Origin of the sequence: Paenibacillus sp. RUD330 (genome assembly GCF_002243345.2) — a bacterium.
Classification (GTDB): domain Bacteria; phylum Bacillota; class Bacilli; order Paenibacillales; family Paenibacillaceae; genus Paenibacillus_O.
This window is the reverse complement of record NZ_CP022655.2, coordinates 4,644,978-4,665,255: the sequence shown is the minus strand read 5'-3', so window position 1 is coordinate 4,665,255 and position 20,278 is coordinate 4,644,978. Positions and strand designations below refer to the sequence as shown.

Annotated in this window: 16 protein-coding genes; 13 read left to right on the top strand and 3 right to left on the bottom strand. The window is 39.0% G+C overall.

Going from position 1 to position 20,278, the window contains the following annotated elements:
* Positions 1–138 precede the first annotated feature (138 nt).
* Entirely contained in the window at positions 139–1,137 is a 999-nt protein-coding gene (locus CIC07_RS21385) for a ParM/StbA family protein (protein ID WP_094248230.1), read from the bottom strand.
* A 285-nt stretch (positions 1,138–1,422) separates the two neighbouring features.
* On the opposite strand from CIC07_RS21385, the gene CIC07_RS21380 reads away from it, so the two are divergent.
* Positions 1,423–2,670, top strand: coding sequence for a hypothetical protein (locus CIC07_RS21380; RefSeq protein ID WP_094248229.1), 1,248 nt, complete (start codon positions 1,423–1,425; stop codon positions 2,668–2,670).
* A gap of 237 nt (positions 2,671–2,907) precedes the next feature.
* Here the strand turns inward: CIC07_RS21380 and CIC07_RS21375 are convergent, their stop codons facing one another.
* A complete protein-coding gene (locus tag CIC07_RS21375) occupies positions 2,908–3,381 on the bottom strand; it encodes a hypothetical protein (protein WP_157741956.1) in 474 nt (157 codons plus the stop codon).
* A 726-nt stretch (positions 3,382–4,107) separates the two neighbouring features.
* Between CIC07_RS21375 and CIC07_RS21370 the strand changes: the two genes are divergently transcribed.
* From CIC07_RS21370 to CIC07_RS21335, 8 genes are all read left to right on the top strand, one after another.
* On the top strand, positions 4,108–4,509 hold the full coding sequence (locus CIC07_RS21370) for a four helix bundle protein (protein ID WP_094248228.1): 402 nt from the start codon (positions 4,108–4,110) through the stop codon (positions 4,507–4,509).
* Positions 4,510–5,014: 505 nt separating this feature from the next.
* Entirely contained in the window at positions 5,015–5,497 is a 483-nt protein-coding gene (locus CIC07_RS21365) for a hypothetical protein (protein ID WP_094248227.1), read from the top strand.
* A 12-nt stretch (positions 5,498–5,509) separates the two neighbouring features.
* On the top strand, positions 5,510–6,394 hold the full coding sequence (locus CIC07_RS21360) for a tyrosine-type recombinase/integrase (protein WP_094248226.1): 885 nt from the start codon (positions 5,510–5,512) through the stop codon (positions 6,392–6,394).
* Between the two features lie 18 nt (positions 6,395–6,412).
* Positions 6,413–6,700, top strand: a complete 288-nt coding sequence (locus CIC07_RS21355; RefSeq protein ID WP_094248225.1) for a hypothetical protein — start codon at positions 6,413–6,415, stop codon at positions 6,698–6,700.
* Positions 6,701–6,873: 173 nt separating this feature from the next.
* Positions 6,874–7,722, top strand: a complete 849-nt coding sequence (locus CIC07_RS21350) for a TnsA endonuclease C-terminal domain-containing protein (protein WP_094248224.1) — start codon at positions 6,874–6,876, stop codon at positions 7,720–7,722.
* A complete protein-coding gene (locus tag CIC07_RS21345; RefSeq protein WP_094248223.1) occupies positions 7,706–9,874 on the top strand; it encodes a TnsB C-terminal domain-containing protein in 2,169 nt (722 codons plus the stop codon). The genes CIC07_RS21350 and CIC07_RS21345 overlap by 17 nt, the downstream gene beginning before the upstream one ends.
* Positions 9,861–11,477 (top strand): ATP-binding protein, encoded by a 1,617-nt coding sequence (locus CIC07_RS21340; RefSeq protein ID WP_094248222.1) that lies wholly within the window; start codon positions 9,861–9,863, stop codon positions 11,475–11,477. The genes CIC07_RS21345 and CIC07_RS21340 overlap by 14 nt, the downstream gene beginning before the upstream one ends.
* 6 nt (positions 11,478–11,483) lie before the next feature.
* On the top strand, positions 11,484–13,349 hold the full coding sequence (locus CIC07_RS21335) for a TnsD family Tn7-like transposition protein (RefSeq protein WP_094248221.1): 1,866 nt from the start codon (positions 11,484–11,486) through the stop codon (positions 13,347–13,349).
* 249 nt (positions 13,350–13,598) lie between these two features.
* Here the strand turns inward: CIC07_RS21335 and CIC07_RS21330 are convergent, their stop codons facing one another.
* Positions 13,599–14,306, bottom strand: a complete 708-nt coding sequence (locus CIC07_RS21330) for a hypothetical protein (RefSeq protein ID WP_094248220.1) — start codon at positions 14,304–14,306, stop codon at positions 13,599–13,601.
* Positions 14,307–14,563: 257 nt separating this feature from the next.
* On the opposite strand from CIC07_RS21330, the gene CIC07_RS21325 reads away from it, so the two are divergent.
* The 4 genes from CIC07_RS21325 (at position 14,564) to CIC07_RS21310 (ending at position 20,204) form a co-directional block, all read left to right on the top strand.
* Positions 14,564–15,418 carry a GIY-YIG nuclease family protein gene (locus CIC07_RS21325; protein ID WP_094248219.1) on the top strand — a complete coding sequence of 285 codons (855 nt, stop codon included), beginning with the start codon at positions 14,564–14,566 and terminating at the stop codon, positions 15,416–15,418.
* A 22-nt stretch (positions 15,419–15,440) separates the two neighbouring features.
* Entirely contained in the window at positions 15,441–16,424 is a 984-nt protein-coding gene (locus tag CIC07_RS25540; protein ID WP_240923491.1) for an HNH endonuclease, read from the top strand.
* Complete coding sequence (locus CIC07_RS21315; protein WP_094248218.1) at positions 16,421–18,508, top strand: DUF262 and DUF1524 domain-containing protein; 2,088 nt, start codon at positions 16,421–16,423, stop codon at positions 18,506–18,508. Before CIC07_RS25540 ends, CIC07_RS21315 begins: the two co-directional genes overlap by 4 nt.
* Positions 18,509–19,214: 706 nt before the next feature.
* Positions 19,215–20,204, top strand: coding sequence for a tRNA dihydrouridine synthase (locus CIC07_RS21310; protein WP_094248417.1), 990 nt, complete (start codon positions 19,215–19,217; stop codon positions 20,202–20,204).
* The last annotated feature ends 74 nt before the right edge of the window (positions 20,205–20,278 follow it).

Here is a 20,278-nt window from a genome sequence, read left to right as displayed (position 1 = left end):
CCACTACCCGTCTTATCTCATCCTCTGAAAATTGCCCCTTCTTGTTCATATCAGCCTCTATCAGCCGACATACATAATCACTACGGTTCGGTTGAAGCAGAAGGTGTTTGTAGATGTGTATATATTGCCTCCTGAAACTTATTGAGAATTTGTGCTCAGCCATTTCGCTTCGCCTACCTTCAAGTAGCTTCTGACGTTGCCGAACTGCGGATCATCACATATAGTTGCGGATGGAAATTGCCGAAGAATATGCTCTCTCAGGAGTAAACTGCCACCACCACAGAATACTAATTCACTATTCGTATTCGTGACCCCACGACTCAATGCAAAGTTGGTAATTTCCTGTATATGGTCAGAGAACATGTGATTAATGAGTTCATAACTATCTTCCTGCTTTGTACCATTTAAAATCAGGAATTTATCTCGCATGATTTGTTCGGCATCATTTTCTGTTATGGCAATCCCATACTTACTTGAGAAATGATCAGCTATCTTACCTCTTAGTATATTCATCCCATAATTAGCACTAACCATTTGATCAAATGAAGGAATGAGTTGATTTACTTGCATGACACTTGCATTTAAGCCACCAATATCGAGGATTGTTGCACGTTTGGATCGATATTCGGCTGTGTTTTCATAAATGGGGCCGAGAGATTCTGGAAGAAGCACAATTTGCTTTATACGGAATGCATAGGCTTTTCCATTGACCGTTAAGCAAATCGGCTCACCACTATTTTGAATTGTCTCTGCATAGGCATTCTTCTGTTCCTCTGATTTATATAAATTAATCGGAATGTTACAGGCTAAATGCACAGCGGCGAAGCCAATAGATTGCTTTGACTTGCTCAAACATTGGCAAATGGCAACATATATGCTAAGGATGTGCTCAATCGAATTTTTGCTGAGCTGGTATGATGACTTTTCCTCGGAAACCGCATCGCCTAACAGATAAGTTTTACCATCATACTCTACTCGGAACGTATTTCCGCTTGCCAATACTTCCTTTCCTAAACTAACGTCAGTTTCCCACGCTTTAGTTCGAAACTTTACTCGGTGGAGCGTGTCCCCCTCTGCCATTAACGCCTTTGTTGAATATTTCCCCGAATCCACTCCTACTATAAATTTTTGATTCATTTGAAATCTACCTCCTTGTTATTTTTGATTCTCTATCATATTCAAAAAAATGAGATTTAATCGGAAATAGTCGTACTAATTTGGTCGAATAGTGTTTGATAAGCACGGAGGTGCGAAAAGGGCGGACTAAATAGGAGATAGTTCTACTATTAATGGCTCTTCACTCTTTCTTCTAATAGTCAACCCCAAATACGTCCGACCTAACTCGACACATAACTTCTTTATCGTGACTTCAAAAACCAGTATCTTTGTATATAGAGATAGTCCGAGGAGGGAATACTGAGAGTGACTGATATTGATCGCATATTTAACACAGTAACGAGACGGCAAAAAGCTGTTGTAATAAATCGAGTACGTAAAATGGTAGACGAGAAAAGACAAGAAGGGTTGATGGGCAGGCAACTATCTAAAGCGGCATTCCATATCAAAAAAATAGGGGAAAGAAGGATGGAGGAGGGGTATGTTAAAGTCAAAGGTCGTGACAAAATAGTTCTTCGAGAACATGCAATTGATACTGGGAGATTGAATCAGTTCGTTAAAACACAGCATCGTTTACAGTTATATAAGCTCATAGGAACAACGCAAAAGCTTGTTGATCTTGCAAATCGAGTGAATATGTTCGAGATCGTTTTTGAAAATTTGAAATGTATTCAAGAGAATACCTATTTTCCATGCCAATTAGTGCAAAACAATTTTGCCTGGATCTCAAAGCACGAGAAGGATGTATACCGTTATTACTCAAAGCGAGATGGAGGTAACACAATAGGTTTAAGTATTTTTGATCTAATCGAAATCATCGATGGTGTAAATATCGGGGAAAAAGCGGGCTTTCGTCATGCACAAGAAGAATTGGCGAGATTGTTGGATCTGGAGGGTCTTAGGGATGAGTGGAAGATAAATCAGTGGGAAAAGTACCAAAATAACTTGCAGGCACTACGAGACAATAATCAAAAGTTTGAACGAGAGTTTCCCAGCCTCTATAAATTGGTTCAAAAATACCTGACTTACTTAGAGTATTTCAATACACATGAGGAAGAGGGGATTTTCCGATCTTTTAGCTATAGAGAGGAGCATGTGTTTTTTACATCGACTAATCGAATAAAAGAAAAATTGGGAAAAAGCCAATCAACGGTTACAAGGTCGGTCAATTTGTTAACTCTACTTGGCATGATTGAGAAAATACCGCATAATCAACTTCCGAGTCATTTGCTTGAAATATCAAATCGAATTTTAGAACGACGGATTAATAAGGGGTATAAAGGTGGGAAACGTATCACTTTCTATCAAGTACCGAAATATACAAAACAAACATTAGATTCGGCTGAAGATATAGCAACAAAGGTTCATGAGTCTGGAATGTGGGAAAGCCAAATTAAAAGGGAAAAAGTAGAAAAGGTATTTGGTAAAGAGATTGCAGATAGAGTTTTTCTGTCGGATTACCATGTTCCAAAGAATAAGTCTGATACAGTAGGTGTTCGACTGAATGATGATGATAATCCATACATTGAAAAATTTGATGATATACCATTCTGAAGCGGAGTAGTGGCACTTCGCTTTTTTAATTCGCACTTTCTAACTTGAATAACGCATTGAAGGCATGAGTTTACTTTAGCAGTACACCGAATGACAAATTGCGATAATACGGTATAACTAGGACGTGTCTGAAAACTACAGATTGTTGTAGCTGCCATTTTTAATTGAAACTGTGAGTTTTCAAACACGTCCTAGTAAGAGCCATTATCTTATACCGTAATACTTGTCGCAAGTGGGCTAAATATATTTGAATGTATCAAATACTCCATAAATATCCCATAAAAAAATGCTGATATTAGCTAGAACCATAACTAATTGAAATTTTCCAATTGAATCATAGTCAATATCGGGGATTTCAATAAACTTTTCGATTATCTCCATTGCGATTTTTGGAAACATTAATGCAATGGTTGTGAAAATACTTGCAAAGCTGCTTAGTAAGAGGTGGATAAGAGCGGACCTAGCCGTACTAGCTAATTGCTCTGCTTTTATTTGTATTTCATTTGAGTTATTACTTTCAGGTATGCTTTGTAAAGATTCAATTAGTCTCTCAAATCCTTGAGAAATGGTTGCTGCTTGGCCTGAGTTATTAAAATCGTGTGTTAGTCGGCTGTGTTCAATAGTTGACCAAGTTGAAAAACCAATATTAATGATGAAAATAAGAATTAAATAAATAATTGCACAGTTTACTGACCAGTGATTATTTCGCATATATTACTCCCCCTAAGCCTATTATCGGCATAGAGAAGTGTTTTGCGTAGCTCATTCACGATTGCTTACCTGTTTGGTAGTATCGAGTATATGGCAAGTCATTCCTAGCATTTATATACGTAGCCGCCATCTCTAGGCTGACTCAGTTACGAGTTTTCAGACACGCCCTAATCAAGTTTGCGAATGCGTTTAGTGAATTTTTTTTCATATTCCCCAGCAACAACAGTATATCGAAAAAGAAATTGCGAAAGGCAGTATAACTTGCCGAGTTTGCGGAAATACCCAAGCGCAGGCCATTAGTGAATGTTATGCTGTGCTGTGTTCATAGATTGAAACAGTGAATTAAACAGAAAGATCAACGTTCGGTATAACTTGATGAGTTTACGAAAATACCTAAGCGTAGGCGTTTAGTGAATATAATGCTCTTATATAAGTTGCTGGAGACACTACCACTATGAAATTGCGGATTTGCAGTAAATCCGAGTGGTTTTTCTGCAAATTAAAGATATTTAATATATGCAACCAATAAATTACATTTTTGATGAGGAGAGATTGTATTTAGTCACTGAAGTATAACTCACGAAGATAGATAATTCTCGAACCACATTCGACGTAAAATAGCGACTGAGGGGTTGCAAAATAAAGTATGATTAAAGTGTAAGAGATAGAGAGTGAAGGTATTCAAAAAAACAAGTGATCAGAAAAATATAAGGAGTGGATTAATAAATGATAGCGATGAGGGAGCCGCAAATCCGTGATTTCAGAAGATTGACCGTATATCAAAAAGGTGTGGTATGGATCGGAGAGATTAGAGAGATCGTTAAGAAATGGAAGTGGGAGGACAAACAGGTAATCGGGGATCAATTACTGAGATCATCGACATCGGTAATAGCAAATTTAGCGGAAGGAAACGGCCAGTTATATTTTAAAAAGGAAATCAACTTTATCAACAATGCACTCGGTTCAGCCGCAGAGAGCCAGGTGTGGTGTGAATTAGCTTATAATGCTGGGATCATCTGTAAACAGACATTTGAACGATTAGATAACGAGGCGGTTGAACTTCGCAAGATGCTGATTGCGCTGATGAAAAAGATAAAGGGGGAAATTGCTGAGAAAAAGTCGGCATAGTGTGAAACTCACGTTTCACTAGTTATGCTGAATGTGGTATACTCTGACTCAAATAGTCATTAACTTAATAGCACTCTGCTTATCAGTTTAAAAAAACGGAATCCGTTGACTGGTAGGCAGGGTGCTATTTTTTATGCCTAACAGGCAATTGACGAAGGGACTTGTGCGGGAAACTCATGTTCGAGAAGTAAAGTTCGAAGCAAAAAGGGCTAAAAAAGTTATGTACCAAGTTTTTTTAATCTAGTTTTCGAAGTGTTGATGCAGGAATGCGGCTTGTCGCAATCGAAAAAAAGAAAACTCTCTACAGAACTGACAATTATGATAACAGAATATGTGTACAGCATTTTTACTTGTCAATAGAGTTATTTGTAACTATAATCAGATTATAGTTAACAAATCCATAAAGTGCTTTGTCTATATTGCGAATACTTTCTTAAAAAAAAGGAAGTTCATTGCATATAGTCAAGCACTTTTTTTTGTTGCCAAAAATGAAAGGGTGATGTAGATGGAAGAGCAATATCGTTGCATGGTATTTAAGTATGATCCAGAAGATGATTTCAAGCAAAATGCTGTTATTATGTTGGCTTTCGAATTCGAAGTAAAAGTATTTCGTAATTTTGTAAAGAAATTACTAGGTTCAAATTCTTACTTCCCTTTCTTATCTTTTTTACCATTAACTTCTGTTGAATTTATTGATAACAAATTCGGAAAGTTTCCTGGTTTTTATTATGGTGCACTTACGAATCAAGCCACTGTAGAATTCATCGATCGATATAACTTTGTTATCCATTTCCAAAATGGTTATATCAAAGGATGGATGGAGGAGAAAGATTTTGTTAGATGTGAGGTGCAAGGTGCTAGTGAATTTTTCAATGGGGATTTAAGTAAACAACTAATATTGACTAACTATTGGAATGTTAATCAATCTGATAGTTTAACAGAAACCTACCTCATTTCGATAGGTAAAACTATCAAATCACAAAATTGAAGGAGGGGAATCATGTTAGCCATATTCATTAAAGAGCTGGGGAGAGAAGGTAGAAGTCTTCTTACGATTGAGGCTTATCGTACCGACATCAGTCAATTCCATGATTGGCTTCGAGGAACACTGGGTTATGAATGCGATACGATAACCGAAACCGACGTTCGAGAATATCGCCAATATTTGAATTTGCAAAAGAAACTCAGGCCAACCAGTATCAATCGGAAGCTGAAGAGCGTAGTGTTGTATCAGAGATTTTTGGTAAGGGCGGGAATTTGTAAAGAGGAGATCGAGCTAAAAAAGGTGTTGTTAAAACATACGTTAGATTTTGATCACGAAGTAAAAGTAGTGGAGAAACAAGAATTGTATCGATTAAAACGAACCGTCGAAGCGGAAAATAACAAGCGTGATATTGCTATTTATTATTTGTTGTTTGGGACTGGAATAAGATGTTCAGAGATGGTGGGGATTGATTTGGAGGATCTCTCCTTGACAGAACGCAATGGTAGGAACAATTACAGTCATGTGCTTATTCGAAGTGGAAAAGGTAACAAGTCCAGGAAGGTAAACTTAAATGCCGCAACTGTGACTGCCATAAAAGAATATTTGGAAGTCAGACCTTATGATCCATCGAATAGATTGTTAATCGGTCAACGAGGACCCTTGAGTAGATTGGCAATAAACAAAATTTTGGATAAATACTCCTCAAAGGCTCAGTTGGAACAAAAAGTTAACCCCCACGCCGCTAGACACACATTCTGTACGCAACTAATCAAAAGCGGCGTTGATCCTAAGACAGTCGCCTTACTCTCAGGTCATAGCTCTATTGACATTGTTTACCGTTATTATGTAGGTAGCAATGCTGAAGATAAACAAAAAGCGGTAGATGGATTGCAAATATAATAGAAGGAAGATGAATGCATGGATCGAGACATTACATTTTCGATAGTTTATCACTTAATTCAAGATATGCGGGGACGAGACAGCATCGAAATCCCCGTAGAAGATGTAAATATTCGGGATCTCGCTAGTGCTCAGATTTTGATGTATGAAACATGGAGAGAGTTAGTTTCACAGGAGCTTCTAAAATACGGGATGATCGATGAGGGTTATATTCGAAAAAGTAACGAGGAATTGAGGGCTATGAGCCTTTACGATCTTTTGGAACTTCGTGATCTCTATATACGGTATCGAGGGGAAGATGATTGAAGACGTTGTGATATAACGGATTCGAATCTTCTTTGGGGACAGAAATCTAAAAAGTGTCATCTTAATTAATAAAGCCTTGGATGAGTAGCGCAGTACCGTAAATAAACGGAACAAAGTGCCTACAAAACAATCCAAAGCTTTTCCTTTTTATTAGGCAAAGGAGGGACAGATAAATGGCAACAAATTCAACTTGGACTGAAGCCAAATTCAAAAGGTTTCTCTCTGAAAAGAGAGGGCAAGGTAAACACGAACAATATCATCCATGGCTCACTGTATCTGATATTCCAAGCAGAGGAAGATCCACTCGCATCTTTTCACATAAAGCTAATCGTATCGTCCATTTGCTTACGGATACCCAGCTCAGATATTTCTATCTGCTTGAATGGAATGAATCAATAACGGACATCAACGAGCAATTTCCATTATTGGAGATGGAACTCATAGTGGATCAACTAGATGAGTCGTTATTAAAGCGATTGAAGAACAGCAAGACAAATGTACCGCACATCATGCTGACGACATTTCTAGTGACAGCGATCAATGAGCAGGGGCAAGAATATCAGTTTGCCCGAACGTTAAAAGATGCGGCGGAGCTTGAAAAGAAGGCAACCATCGAACGACTGGAATTACAAAGAGTTTACTGGAACTCTCGAAAGATTAATTTCGGTATTGTTACACCTCATGAAATCCCTATTCAAAAAAGCAAAAATATCGAATGGGTATTGCCAGCATTGAATATTCAATATTTTGGTGTTTCAGAGCGGGAAATGAGCCAATATGCAGAGTGGATGTCGCAACTTATTACTAATACCGATGAACAAATACAATCTATCCTTCATTCGTTTGATCGTGAAATGAAGGTAGAGGTAGGAACAGGTCTTCTTGTATTTCGCTATTTAATTGCCAGTCGTCGGATAAATATCAACATGAATAAGGAGATCAATCTTAAATTTTCTCCTGAAGAACTAGAAGTTCAGATTATAGATCGGGGAGGGGAAACGAAAGATGCTAGTAACAGTTAATACGTTGTATCGGTATGCGGATGATTCTTCTCGAATTGAAAGGGTGCTTTGGATTTCTCCAGATCGTTCTTCATGTTTTGTAATAGACGTTCACAATGACTTTCTTCCGTATGCCAAACAGATTGTGGACATTGAAGAGGGTATAAAAGAAGGTATATATATAATAGAAGAAACAGATCCGTGGTTCGTAATTGTTGATCTCGAAACGATGTCTAAAAAGGAAGAAAAACGCTGGAATCAAGCGAATGAAATCATCCAAATGATTGCGTCTAAGGAATTTGAGCCAAATATTTTCCTGCCAAAAGAACGGTCAAAATTGATCGTAAAGGCTTCTGAATCTATTGGCGTAAATAAAACTACTGTAGTCAAATATTTAAAGCGATACTGGAAACGAGGTAAAACAAAGCATTCGCTATTATCAGATTTCGATTCTTGCGGCGGAGCGGGAAAAGAGCGCACGTCTCGAAAGGATAAAAAGTTAGGTCGTCCCCGTAAATATGCTTCCCTCTATTCGGATATGGCTATCAGCGAGGAACTGAAGCGATTGTTTCGAATATCACTGGATAAATACTATTACACGGCAAAACCAAAGCAACCATCATTGAGATGGGCTTATGAGCAAATGATTAAAGAGTATTTTTCATCAGAACAGGAGGTAAGTAGCGGCATTATCCTACCAGTTGTAAAGGAAGGTTCACCGATACCTAGTTTTGGTCAGTTTCGATATTGGTTTAACAAATGGAGAGATCCGAAACGAGAGGTACTTAGTCGAGAGGGGTTCAGGAAGTTTCAACAGCAAAATCGTTCAGTTTTGGGATCGAGCCAGCAAGATGCATACGCTCCAGGTTCCGTTTATCAAATAGATAGCACAATTGCCGATGTGACAATCGTATCTGCGTTTGACCGAACGAAAATTATAGGTCGCCCTATTCTATATTTCGTGGTTGATGGCTATAGTCATTTGATTGTCGGTCTCCATGTAGGTCTTGATTCACCGAGTTGGGCAGGTGGAGCGATGTTAGCCTTATTAAACGCATCCGAATCCAAGGTGGACTTCTGTAGGCAATATGGAATAGAGATCAAAGACGAAGAGTGGCCAGTATCGGGTTATCTGCCAGAGTCGATCCTTGCAGATCGGGGGGAGTTAATTTCAAACAAAACGCTTTCGATGATCGAATATCTCCAAATTGCTGTGAAGAATACGCCCCCATTTCGTCCCGACTGGAAGCCGCAAGTCGAACGTTATTTCGGATTGCTTCAGACGCATATCAAGCCGTTTATGCCAGGTGCAGTTTATAAGGATGCAAATGATCGAGGGGTAAAGGACAATCGTTTAAACGCCTCTCTAACCTTATCGGAAGTGACAAAGATTCTGATAAAAGTTGTCCTTCATTATAACAATCATCATCTCTTAGCGGATTATGAGCGTGATGAAAATCAAATAGCTGAGAATGTAAGAGCGATTCCGATTCACTTGTGGAACTATGGCATACAAAACAAGTCGGGAAAACTCCGTAGAGTTTCACAGGATGTTCTCAAATTTAATCTGCTTCCTTCTGTGAAGTCTGCGGTGGTCACTGCAAAGGGAATCAAAGTCAATGGCATGCTATACAGTTGTGATACGGCTTTGCGTGAACACTGGTTCATTCGTGCAAGGACAAGTGGACGATTTCAAGTAGATGTTAACTATGATCCTCGTTGCGTTAACCAGGTATATCTAAGACTAAGTCGTAATGAGTATGATGTCTGCTATTTGCTTGACTCTCAAGCTAGATATAAAGATAAATCAATAGAAGATGTTCACTCTCTATTATCAATGGAAAAGCAAGAAAGAACGGGCTTACAGGAACAGGAGTTAGGACGAAAGATTTCATTGGCAGCTGAAATTGAAACGATTGTTAAGGAAGCAGTCCAAAAAACAAAAGCTGAAAAAGTACCACAATCTAATGCGAAAAGGTTAAGGGACATTCGTGAGAATAGGAAATTAGAGAAAGGGAGGAATCGAGGTCAAGAGCAATTCGTTTTAAAAGCCGTGAAACAACCGAAACCCTCCGCCGCTGATATGGATCAGATAGATAAAGATAATGAACTTCCGAATCATTATGACTTGCTGAAACAATTGCAACAGGAGGGTTTGTATGGAGATCGTTAAATTACCAAATGGAACAGAAGCGGTTGTAGCTGAATATAGGGAGCAGATCATTAAGGATTATGCGGGAAATCCTTATATTGAATGCCTTCCTGATGTCATGTCGCCACAGCAAGTGATTGAACAGTTAGCGTATTATCCTCCGTTTGATCCTAATGAAAGACTGCTGGAGTCATATATGCGGGTACATTTATTGCAACGATTGAATCAGTTCTTCCAACCCCTTGAGGAACATCTTAGGCTCGAAAGTACGATTTCTACCATGCTTCGCAATGGTTACTTGGATCGTAATCCTTTTTCTTCAAGCTATATTAGAAGGCTAACATCAGAGGATGGAGCAAGTGGGAGTCTGACCTATCAAAGTTCAAGTGCTAAATCGCTTACGTTGGTGGGAATCAGTGGTTCAGGAAAGACCAGCTCACTTGCTAAAATTCTTTCTTTGACACCTCAAGTGATTGTTCACTCGAAGTACAGAGGAAAGGACTTTCCCAGATACCAGGTTTCACATCTGCGAATTGAAGCCCCATACGACGGCAGTTTGAAAGCTCTTTGTTTACAATTTTTTATGACGATTGATGCATTACTTGGCACAAATTATATGGAGAAGCATGGAAACGGACGGAAATCTACCAATGTCATGATCCCTATAATTTCTAAGCTACTTCTGAATTTAGGATTGGGATTATTATGTATCGATGAAGTCCAGCATTTGAGTATGGCAAGAAGTGGTGGTGGATCCGCAGTTCTCAACTTTTTCACAACACTAATCAATACGGCAAATATCCCGATTATTTTGGTCGGAACCCCGAAGTCATTAAATGTACTCCAAAGCGAATTCCGTCAAGCTCGTCGGGGCTTAAATGGACATGGTAACTTCTTTTGGGATCGGTTGAAAAAGGACGCAACATGGGAATTATTCATCCATGGATTATGGAAGTATCAGTGGGTTCGTAATTCGGTTGAGTTGACCGATGAGATTTCCTCTATCTTTTATGAAGAAACGCAAGGCATTCCAGATATAGCTGTGAAACTGTTTATGATGACACAGGCAAGAGCTATTTCATCGGGCAATGAAACCATTACGGGATCGCTCATTCGGAAAGTGGCAAAAGATCAATTGAAACTCATTCGTCCAATGATAGATGCACTAAAAAGCGGAAGGAAATCGCTAGTCTATCAAGATATTATGATGCCTGACATGATGGAGTTTATTCATAAGGAACAGTCGCAAATTCAAGTTAAATCCTATATTCAAGAAGCGCAAAAACGTTCGGAATCAAGAGGACAGCAAATAAAGTATTTAAAAGAGGAAGCGATAGTTCGGCTTCAACTATTAGGATTAACAGAGAAGCTTGCTGGCGGCTTAGTGTATGAAGCCATGGCTAATCAACCAAGCATTTCAGATTTGAATGAGCTTGTTCAAGTGGCGTATCAGCTTTCTTTGAGTGATCCTAATGAAAAAGAATCTGTGAAAAAGAGACTGAGAATAAACAATGAAGGGGATTTAAGAGTGATAGTAGCTGAAGGAAAGGAAATGAATATATCAGTATATGAGGCTTTGAAGCAAGCAGGTATGATCCGAAATGATTTTGGTAACGTGGGGTGAAGAAGAATGCTTGTGTTTTTTCCTACCCCATATCCAGATGAGTTGGTTTATTCGATTATCGGTAGATATAAAAAGTGGTCAGGTGAACCGAATCACCGAAACATGTTGCAACACATATTTGGAGACAAGCATATTTCCGCTTCCGTTGATCTCCCCTCAAAAATCGGAGGGCTGGTAGAGAGACTGCCGATTACCTCTCAAATAACAGTAGAACAATTGATTATGGAACATACCTTGTTCCCATTTTATTCGGCATTCTTGCCTGCTGGTCAAGCAGATGCAGTATTTAGATCTATGGTTGAGGGGATCGGAAACGAAATTTACTCTCGGCTTGGTATTATGGGGAGTTCAGTACGGCGGAATAAATTGATTCGATATTGTAAGGAGTGCCTGTCCCGTGACATCGAGATCTATGGCGAAAGTTATTGGCACAGAATGCATCAAATCCCTGGATTAGACGTATGTGTTGAGCATGGGATTCATCTTTTAGATAGTGAAATCCATATACACGGAGAAAACAAATATAAGTTTATAGCGGCGGACGAATGGAATAGTCCTCTTAATTGTGTTGCCAAGGAAACACAATCGAGCGACATTGTGAAATACCAACTGCTTAGCGACAGTGCAAAGATGCTTCTACGCAACAGGTATCCAAATCGAGCGTTCGATTGGTTCGAACAGTTTTACTGGAATAAGCTAAAAGAACTAGGGTATTCGAGTGTTCTAGGGCATAAAGTTGATCAAGATCGGCTTTATGTGGACTTTATTTCTTATTTTGGTGAGGAGTTTCTTGAGCGGTTGCAGTCAGGGATTCATACAAAAAACAATTGGCTAAAGCAGTTAACCAGGAAGCACCAGAGGACATTCCATCCTTTACGTCATCTATTATTCTTGCAATTTCTAAATTCTACTCCAGATGATATGTTTCTATATAATGATTTCTACAAGCCTTTTGGTAATGGACCGTGGCAATGTTTGAATCCCGCCGCTGATCATTATGAAAGATATGTCATTAATGAAGTTGCTTTGACAGTGAAGGACAGAATAGCTATTGGCACATATCATTGCTCGTGTGGATTTGTCTATACCCTTCGGGCTGGTGAAGATGTGAAGAAAATAAGGGTCAAGCAATTCGGATTGACTTGGGTAGAGGAATGTAAACGGTTAGTCGATTCGGGAATGAGTGTGAAAGCGATTGGAAGAAGGCTTGGTGTAAGTGTACAGACGATTAAAAAATACTTAGATAAAGCAGATGGGCGGGAAGAGGTGGAATTGCAGTTGGTAGGGGAGATACAAAGAAATGAGGATCGAGTGGAATGGGTGGCTATGCAAAAAAAATATCCCTTTTTGTCCAGAACAGAGTTGAGGGAATTAAATCCTACGTTATTTAATAGGCTTTATCGTTCTGATCGACAATGGCTTGAACTGGAATCGCCGTCAAAGGTGAGCAAGAGAGTTACACCAAAGCCTAGGGTAAACTGGGAGAAGCGAGACCAGGAACTATTGGAGAAAATAAAAAGAGCAGTTGTTGCTATTCAAGCAAAAGAGGGAAAGCCAAAACAAATTAGCAAGAGTTCAATTGGTCATGAGATTGATCATAAAAGTCTCGTGGACAAGCATCTTGATAAGTTACCCTTAACAGAGGCTTATTTAAAGCTTGTGGTTGAAACTAACGAACAGTATCGATGGCGGAGAATTACATGGGCTATTGAAGAGTTGAAGCGGGATGGAAGGAAGTTTTCAAAATGGGATTTGTTACGTAAGGCAGGGGTTCGTCCTGAAAACGTAGATCTAAAGATGATTGAAGCTAAATTAAACTCGAAAGATCATTTAAGGGGAACGCTGACCTGGTATCTTTCTAGTGATAAATAGCAATAGTCCGCAGTTTCAGTCAAACGAAACTGCGGTAACTCCTATTAAGAATATGAATTTTGGAGGGCACCTTTTCCAATATCGCATCGACTCTTCTATAAGTCTCCATTAATAAATTGAGGTCGAGTCTCTAAACAATCAGTTAATTGTTAGGTCAACGAGGGCGATGAAAGGTTTATCGGAAGGCACGTTCGTGATGTTGGAAGATAAGCTTCAATAAGCTTAAAAATATGCATTAAATCATTGCAATCACTCATTTACTACGTTACCTTCTCCGATTTTTTTGAGGACCATTTTGAGGTATTTTATTGCTCCCTTCATAATAATATCTTTCATTTCTATTCGTGTAATATCAATAGTGTATGCATCAAGATTTTCATCGCTCATTGTGTAAGTTGATAAGTATGAAGTTTTCTCACCTGGAATTGTAACTATGTTGCTATCCCCAGATTTTTCTGGGAATGTAAACATCCAAAAGATGCCTTCATGGGCAACCATATTTCTGACGGTATTTAACAAATTAGCAACCATATCAATGGTGGTTTGCACAGGTGGCTCAGATATTTTGGAAACTTTTCTTTTCAGGATGTCCTGATCTCTTTCTTCTAAATAATTGGAGAAGAACTCTCGGACAATTTCAATTTTTGGTTTTGTTGAATATGGTGTGGATGCCTTGTAAATTGCCTCAATGGTCACAACCCAGAAGAACACTCTAAAACTGTCTTTTACAGTTGCGGTTTTAAGTTCAGCCATTTCATTAGATAAGTTGATATGCCTGTATATCTGATGCAATACACGCTTTGGTGTTGGGTCCTGATGACTTTCACATTCGATTACAAAATTGTGGGCTTCATCTTCAGAAGGGAAATAGGGGGTGAGGAATGTTGTCAATTCAGGTATCATATCTTCTCTGATTTTTTTTATTTCATCTTTGAAGAATATCTCAAACTCGTGCATAAGAATCCGCTCCCATTACGAAATTATTTGCATTTACTACCAGTAATTATAAGACGTGTTTTAATTATAGCAAAGGTAATGATAAAAAAGAGGTAAAGTATCAGATCAAGGGTCGAGCAATATTCAGGCATTCACTCCTGAATGTTATCGGCTTTTCTTATATATTCGTAATAAGCTGAACTACAGAAAGTTATTTACAAAGTGTTATAATGTGGTAAATGCAATAGATGAGAGAAACTTTTAGAGGAGTAATATACATGAATCTTTCCGAATTGATTGCTATGAGGGGATTTGATCTCTCAAAAAAGATTAAGTTGGTTCGACATCAAGACCAGAATTATGATACCCAGCACTTATATAAGCTCAAGATGCTCGATTTCTATCAAAGTCTTCAAAGCAACGATGTGTTTGGCAATTGTGAATATATTCTTTCCTTTTTGGGATATGAGGGAACAAAAGCCATATATATCGGGGCATATAAAGTGGATGGAAAATCAAGCTTTGATAGTAAGGTCAGTCAAGTGCCTATTTATTATCCTTATATGGAGATACTGAATCAACCACTTATTCAATATCAACTAAAAAAGATCAGTCTCTTGGACGATTTAATTGATCGTCTGGTAATTGAATGGGGATCAGGAGCAAGAAGTTGGTATCAATGGTTAATGAAAGAAGACTCCAAGTCGGTAGTTGAGATTCTTCCTGAAGGGTACGTAAAGGATTTTCCAGGATTTGACGATGTGCTGTTAACCTTCAATGAACTTCATACCATCATAAACAATCCTAATTCCAATCGGATATGGCATAGCATGCTCTCTTCTGTTGCAGGAGTATATTTGATTACTGATTTCACGGATGGGAATCAGTACGTAGGTTCAGCATCAGGAAAGAATGGAATCTTGGGGCGATGGAAGGATTATTCCACATCGTTTCACGGAGGAAATGCAAAGCTTGTGTCATTATTACAATTAGAGCCTGATCGATACAGACGGTTCCAGTATTCTATTCTACGGACATTGCCGAAAACGCTGACGAAATCAGAGGTTGTCGCTTACGAACAAAAATATAAACAGAAGCTTGGAACACGAGCTTTTGGATTGAATGGTAACTAAAAATGTGTATAGGGGGCTAGGCGTGCCAATACCTAAAAATATTCATAGAGAGCATGTAATTCAAGCTATTGAGTACATTGACATGCATGGAGTGCCGCAAAAAAGGGAATCAACGAAGTATGATTTATTTTATAATAATAAACTCTATCCTTTAAAGTATGTTATATCGAGAGCGAATGTTTATGCGAATGGTCACGAGCTTGATGTAACTGATTTTAGTGGCGGGAACGAGACAAATAATGTATTGCAAGGGATTGGGTTTGAAGTTCGTTTGTCTTCTTATGAGATACCACCATTGGAGCCAAAGATACGATCTAGGGAATATGATGGCTATTCGGAAACAATTCGTGATCTAATAGTATTTAATTACTTATTTCATTCACAAACACATCGATGGCTGGATGAGCATATTATCGGTTTAAATTCTGATGAGAGCCGTGGATACCAGGCAATGGGCATTTTGCATTACATCGGACTTCGAGATAAGCACAAGGGGATCTTTAAAGATGTGTCTTTATCCAGAGCTATTAAGCAATTGCGAAATGCTAAATATGATTTTTCGCTAGTAATCGCTTCATTGGAGCGATTACTAGGTGGAAGCATGAGCGACCTCTCGGCAAACATTAATAGTAATATTGAGTATGGAAAAGATCAATATGAGGAAGGGAAGGAACTTCTTCGATTACATAAAGTTCGAGAACGTGATCCTCAGCTCATCAAAGATGCCAAGAAGAGATTTATGAAGGTGCATGGAGAACTGTTCTGTGAAGCATGTGGAATCAATTTCGAAAAAGTATACGGTGAACGAGGAAGAGGTTTTATTGAAGGACATCATAAGAAACCAGTATCCGAAATGAAGGTGGGTGAGACAACTAAGGTAGAGGAGATCGGAATGCTTTGTTCTAACTGTCACCGTATGATCCATCGAATCCCGATGATAAGTATTGATGAATTGAAGAAAAGTCTCAAATTGATGTATACGATTGTTGAGGAGATGACACAGTGAAGGCAGTTGAAACAAACTTACTTAAATTTTTACAAGGAACGAAGCAATTTATCATTCCGATTTATCAGCGTAAATATAGCTGGACGATTAATCAATGTCGCCAACTTTGGAATGACATTGTACGAGCGGCGGAAGATGAAAAAGTGAAAGGTCACTTTGTTGGTTCAATAGTTTATATTGAGCGTGGTTTGTATCAGATTTCTTCTGTCCCTCAGCTACTTGTCATCGATGGACAACAACGTATGACCACTTTGACATTATTTCTACTTGCATTAGGGAAAGCCATTGAGGAAAGTGGTCAAACTTGGGATATTACAAAGAAGAAAATTATGAACTACTATCTTGTAAACAATGAAGAAGAGGGAGATTTGTATCACAAGCTCATTTTAACAAAAAGTGATAAGGACACGCTGATCAACTTGGTGTCAGATAAAAAACTCCCTGAAGAATATTCAGTGAGAGTAATGGAGAACTTCAATTTTTTCCTCGAATCCATTAAGAATAGTGGCATTGATTTGAATAAGCTCAATGAGGGTATTTCAAAATTGATTGTAGTGGATATATCGTTGGATCGTGATCACGATAATCCTCAGTTGATTTTTGAAAGTCTGAACTCGACAGGACTTGACCTTTCGCAAGCTGATTTGATTCGAAACTTTGTTCTAATGAGACTGGAGCCAACAGAACAAACTGATCTATACACCGAATATTGGTATCCGATGGAACGTAGTTTTGGCAATCTTAATGATTCGGCAATATTTGATCGTTTCATGCGTGATTACTTAACTGTGAAAACAGGGAAAATCCCCAATATACAAGATGTATATTCGGTATTCAAGGATTATGTATATCAAAAAGATGGTCAATCCGTTCATGAGATCGTAGAGGATATTTATCGATTCTCGAAATACTTTGTAAATCTAGCATTTCAAACTGAAAAAGATAAGGGAATCAACCAAGTGTTAGAGGAAATAAATACATTAAAAGTAGATGTATCTTATCCATTCTTACTTGAGGTCTATAACGACTTTGCAGAAGAAAGGCTACCTAAGGAGGACTTTATTTCGATTCTGAAATTGGTTGAAGCATATGTATTTCGCAGAGCAATTTGCGGGGTTCCAACTAATTCGTTGAACAAAACGTTTGCAACGATCAGTAAAGAAATCGATAAATCGAATTACTTGGAAAGTACAATTGTAGCCTTCTTGAATAAAGATTCTCATCGACGGTTTCCTAAAAATGAAGAATTCATAAATGAATTAACCGTAAAAGATGTGTACAATTTCAGAACCCGCAATTATTTGCTTCGTAAGCTTGAGAACTTCAATCGCAAAGAGATAGTTGACATCGAGAGTTACACGATAGAGCACATCATGCCTCAAAACCCGAACTTATCGGTTGAATGGAAACAAGACCTCGGAACAGACTGGGAAGAGGTTCAGAATACATATTTACATACGCTTGGAAATTTAACACTGACACGTTACAACTCTGAGCTGAGCGACAAGCCATTCACTGTGAAGCGAGATATGGATGGCGGCTTTGCAGACAGTCCTTTACGGTTGAATAGAGGGCTAGGTAAACTAAGTGTTTGGAATAAAGATGAAATTACAAAACGTGCTCACTCACTTGCAGATCAGGCAGTAAAAGTTTGGGAATACCCGAATATCTCAGATGATGCATTATTGAAATATAGCAAAAAAGGTTCTGGAAGTGAAAATGTCACTTATACCATTGCAGATCATCCTGAGTTGCAGGGTGAAATGATGGTGTTATTTGAGGAGCTGTCAAAGCGAATCTGTAATCTGGATAGTTCTGTTCGGATGGAGTTTAAAAAGCTATATATAGCTTTCAAGACAACAACAAATTTCGTCGATATTGTTCCACAGAAAAGTAAGCTTCGTTTAAGTTTAAATATGGCTTTCCACGAGATAAACGATCCACAGGGCATCTGTAAAGATGTGAGCAAACTTGGTCGATGGGGCAATGGTGATGTAGAGATTGGAGTTTCTTCAATTGATGAGGTTGAGTATACAATGTTCCTAATCAAACAGTCGTTCGAAAATCATCGGGATGATGAATAGGGTAAAGTAAACCCTTGTTCTCCCCTTATAACCCAATCCCTACTATGTGAATATCTCAAAAAGTCATCTCAGAGCCTAAAAAGTCATCTCAAAGCCTAAATAGTCGTCTCACGAGCCGAGCGAAACGCAGGTATCCACTCCTGTTTTCCTCGGCTTCTTTTGTAAATCAGGGAAGCGGGTTTAGGGAGAAGGGGAGAACTCAAACTCCTCGAATCCCTTGTTCTATCAAGCTTTTCCTCAATATCTTCTCCAATTTTTACTCCGATTTCTTTTCCTCTGATCCCTGTTTTATCCCTGCTCTACCCTGCCTTTCCCCCTGCTCTTAATTCGACTTTATTTACTTTTTTATCACAGTTTTTCTCCGATTTGCCCCCGATATTACTCCGATTTATAGGACGACTTTATTTGCTCGTGTTGAAACAGGGGAGTTAGGGTGAGAGGCGTTAAAGCCAAGTGGCGCAAGGATTTGTGGCGATTTGGTGGGGGATGGTGGCGCAACACGACTTTTTGAGTAGTTCACAAAGGACAAGTAAAACGGAGATCTATCGGAGGAAATAGTAAAGAGGGGGCACCCTCTTTTTTTTTGAATCTATTGGTTGACTATGATTCTCTCGGGGTTATAATATACTTTGCTTTAACATCCCTAAGTGAGTTTTACCTCTTCGGGATAAGATTTTCTCCTAGTATTAATAGAGAGGTTTTTGATATGACAGATAATTTTTGGCGTGATTTACCACGGCCTTTTTTTATACTGGCGCCCATGGAAGATGTGACGGATGTTGTTTTTCGCCATGTCGTTAGTGAAGCAGCCAGACCGGATGTGTTTTTTACAGAGTTTGCGAATACAGAGAGTTACTGTCACCCGGAAGGGAACCATAGTGTGCGCGGGCGCTTGACTTTTACAGAGGATGAACAGCCCATTGTAGCCCATATCTGGGGGGATAAGCCGGAATACTTTCGTCAGATGAGCATCGGTATGGCGAAAGAAGGATTCAGAGGCATCGATATTAATATGGGTTGTCCTGTAGCGAATGTAGCAGAGAACGGGAAGGGTAGCGGCCTGATCTGCCGTCCAGAAACCGCAGCGGATATCATCCAGGCCGCAAAAGCCGGGGGATTGCCCGTCAGTGTAAAAACAAGGCTCGGTTTTAGTGCCTTAGACGAATGGCGCGGCTGGTTAAGCCATATTTTGCGACAAGACATTGTTAATCTGTCCATTCATCTGCGGACAAGAGAGGAAATGAGCAAAGTAGATGCTCATTGGGAACTAATTCCGGAGATTAAGAAACTTCGTGATGAGGTGGCACCAGATACACTTCTGACCATTAACGGGGATATCCCTGACCGACAGACCGGCTTGCAGCTCGTTGAGCAATACGGTGTAGATGGTATTATGATTGGGCGCGGTATTTTTCATAATCCATTTGCTTTTGAGAAGGAGCCGAAGGATCACAGCAGCGAGGAATTGCTTGATTTGCTAAGGCTGCATCTAGATCTCCATGATCAATATTCAGAACTGGAACCACGCTCGTTCAGACCGCTTTCCCGATTCTTTAAAATATATGTCCGTGGATTTCGAGGGGCAAGCGAATTAAGAAATAGTTTAATGAACACAAAATCAACAACTGAAGTGCGTGCGCTGCTCAATGAATATGCAAAGAAGGAGCATGATGGGGCGGAGGAAGAAGGAAATTAAGTGGCCAAGTCAGGAGAGGCAACGGACGATTGCGGTAAAGAGTGGTTGGTTCGATAGGGAGAATTCGGCGTAGA

What these genes read in the sequence shown, in the direction of transcription:
- CIC07_RS21385 (WP_094248230.1), bottom strand. Translation starts at nt 1,137, where the DNA reads ATGAATCAAAAATTTATAGTAGGAGTGGATTCGGGGAAATATTCAACA.
- CIC07_RS21375 (WP_157741956.1), bottom strand. Translation starts at nt 3,381, where the DNA reads ATGCGAAATAATCACTGGTCAGTAAACTGTGCAATTATTTATTTAATT.
- CIC07_RS21370 (WP_094248228.1), top strand. Translation starts at nt 4,108, where the DNA reads ATGATAGCGATGAGGGAGCCGCAAATCCGTGATTTCAGAAGATTGACC.
- CIC07_RS21365 (WP_094248227.1), top strand. Translation starts at nt 5,015, where the DNA reads ATGGAAGAGCAATATCGTTGCATGGTATTTAAGTATGATCCAGAAGAT.
- CIC07_RS21360 (WP_094248226.1), top strand. Translation starts at nt 5,510, where the DNA reads ATGTTAGCCATATTCATTAAAGAGCTGGGGAGAGAAGGTAGAAGTCTT.
- CIC07_RS21355 (WP_094248225.1), top strand. Translation starts at nt 6,413, where the DNA reads ATGGATCGAGACATTACATTTTCGATAGTTTATCACTTAATTCAAGAT.
- CIC07_RS21350 (WP_094248224.1), top strand. Translation starts at nt 6,874, where the DNA reads ATGGCAACAAATTCAACTTGGACTGAAGCCAAATTCAAAAGGTTTCTC.
- CIC07_RS21345 (WP_094248223.1), top strand. Translation starts at nt 7,706, where the DNA reads ATGCTAGTAACAGTTAATACGTTGTATCGGTATGCGGATGATTCTTCT.
- CIC07_RS21340 (WP_094248222.1), top strand. Translation starts at nt 9,861, where the DNA reads ATGGAGATCGTTAAATTACCAAATGGAACAGAAGCGGTTGTAGCTGAA.
- CIC07_RS21335 (WP_094248221.1), top strand. Translation starts at nt 11,484, where the DNA reads ATGCTTGTGTTTTTTCCTACCCCATATCCAGATGAGTTGGTTTATTCG.
- CIC07_RS21330 (WP_094248220.1), bottom strand. Translation starts at nt 14,306, where the DNA reads ATGCACGAGTTTGAGATATTCTTCAAAGATGAAATAAAAAAAATCAGA.
- CIC07_RS21325 (WP_094248219.1), top strand. Translation starts at nt 14,564, where the DNA reads ATGAATCTTTCCGAATTGATTGCTATGAGGGGATTTGATCTCTCAAAA.
- CIC07_RS21310 (WP_094248417.1), top strand. Translation starts at nt 19,215, where the DNA reads ATGACAGATAATTTTTGGCGTGATTTACCACGGCCTTTTTTTATACTG.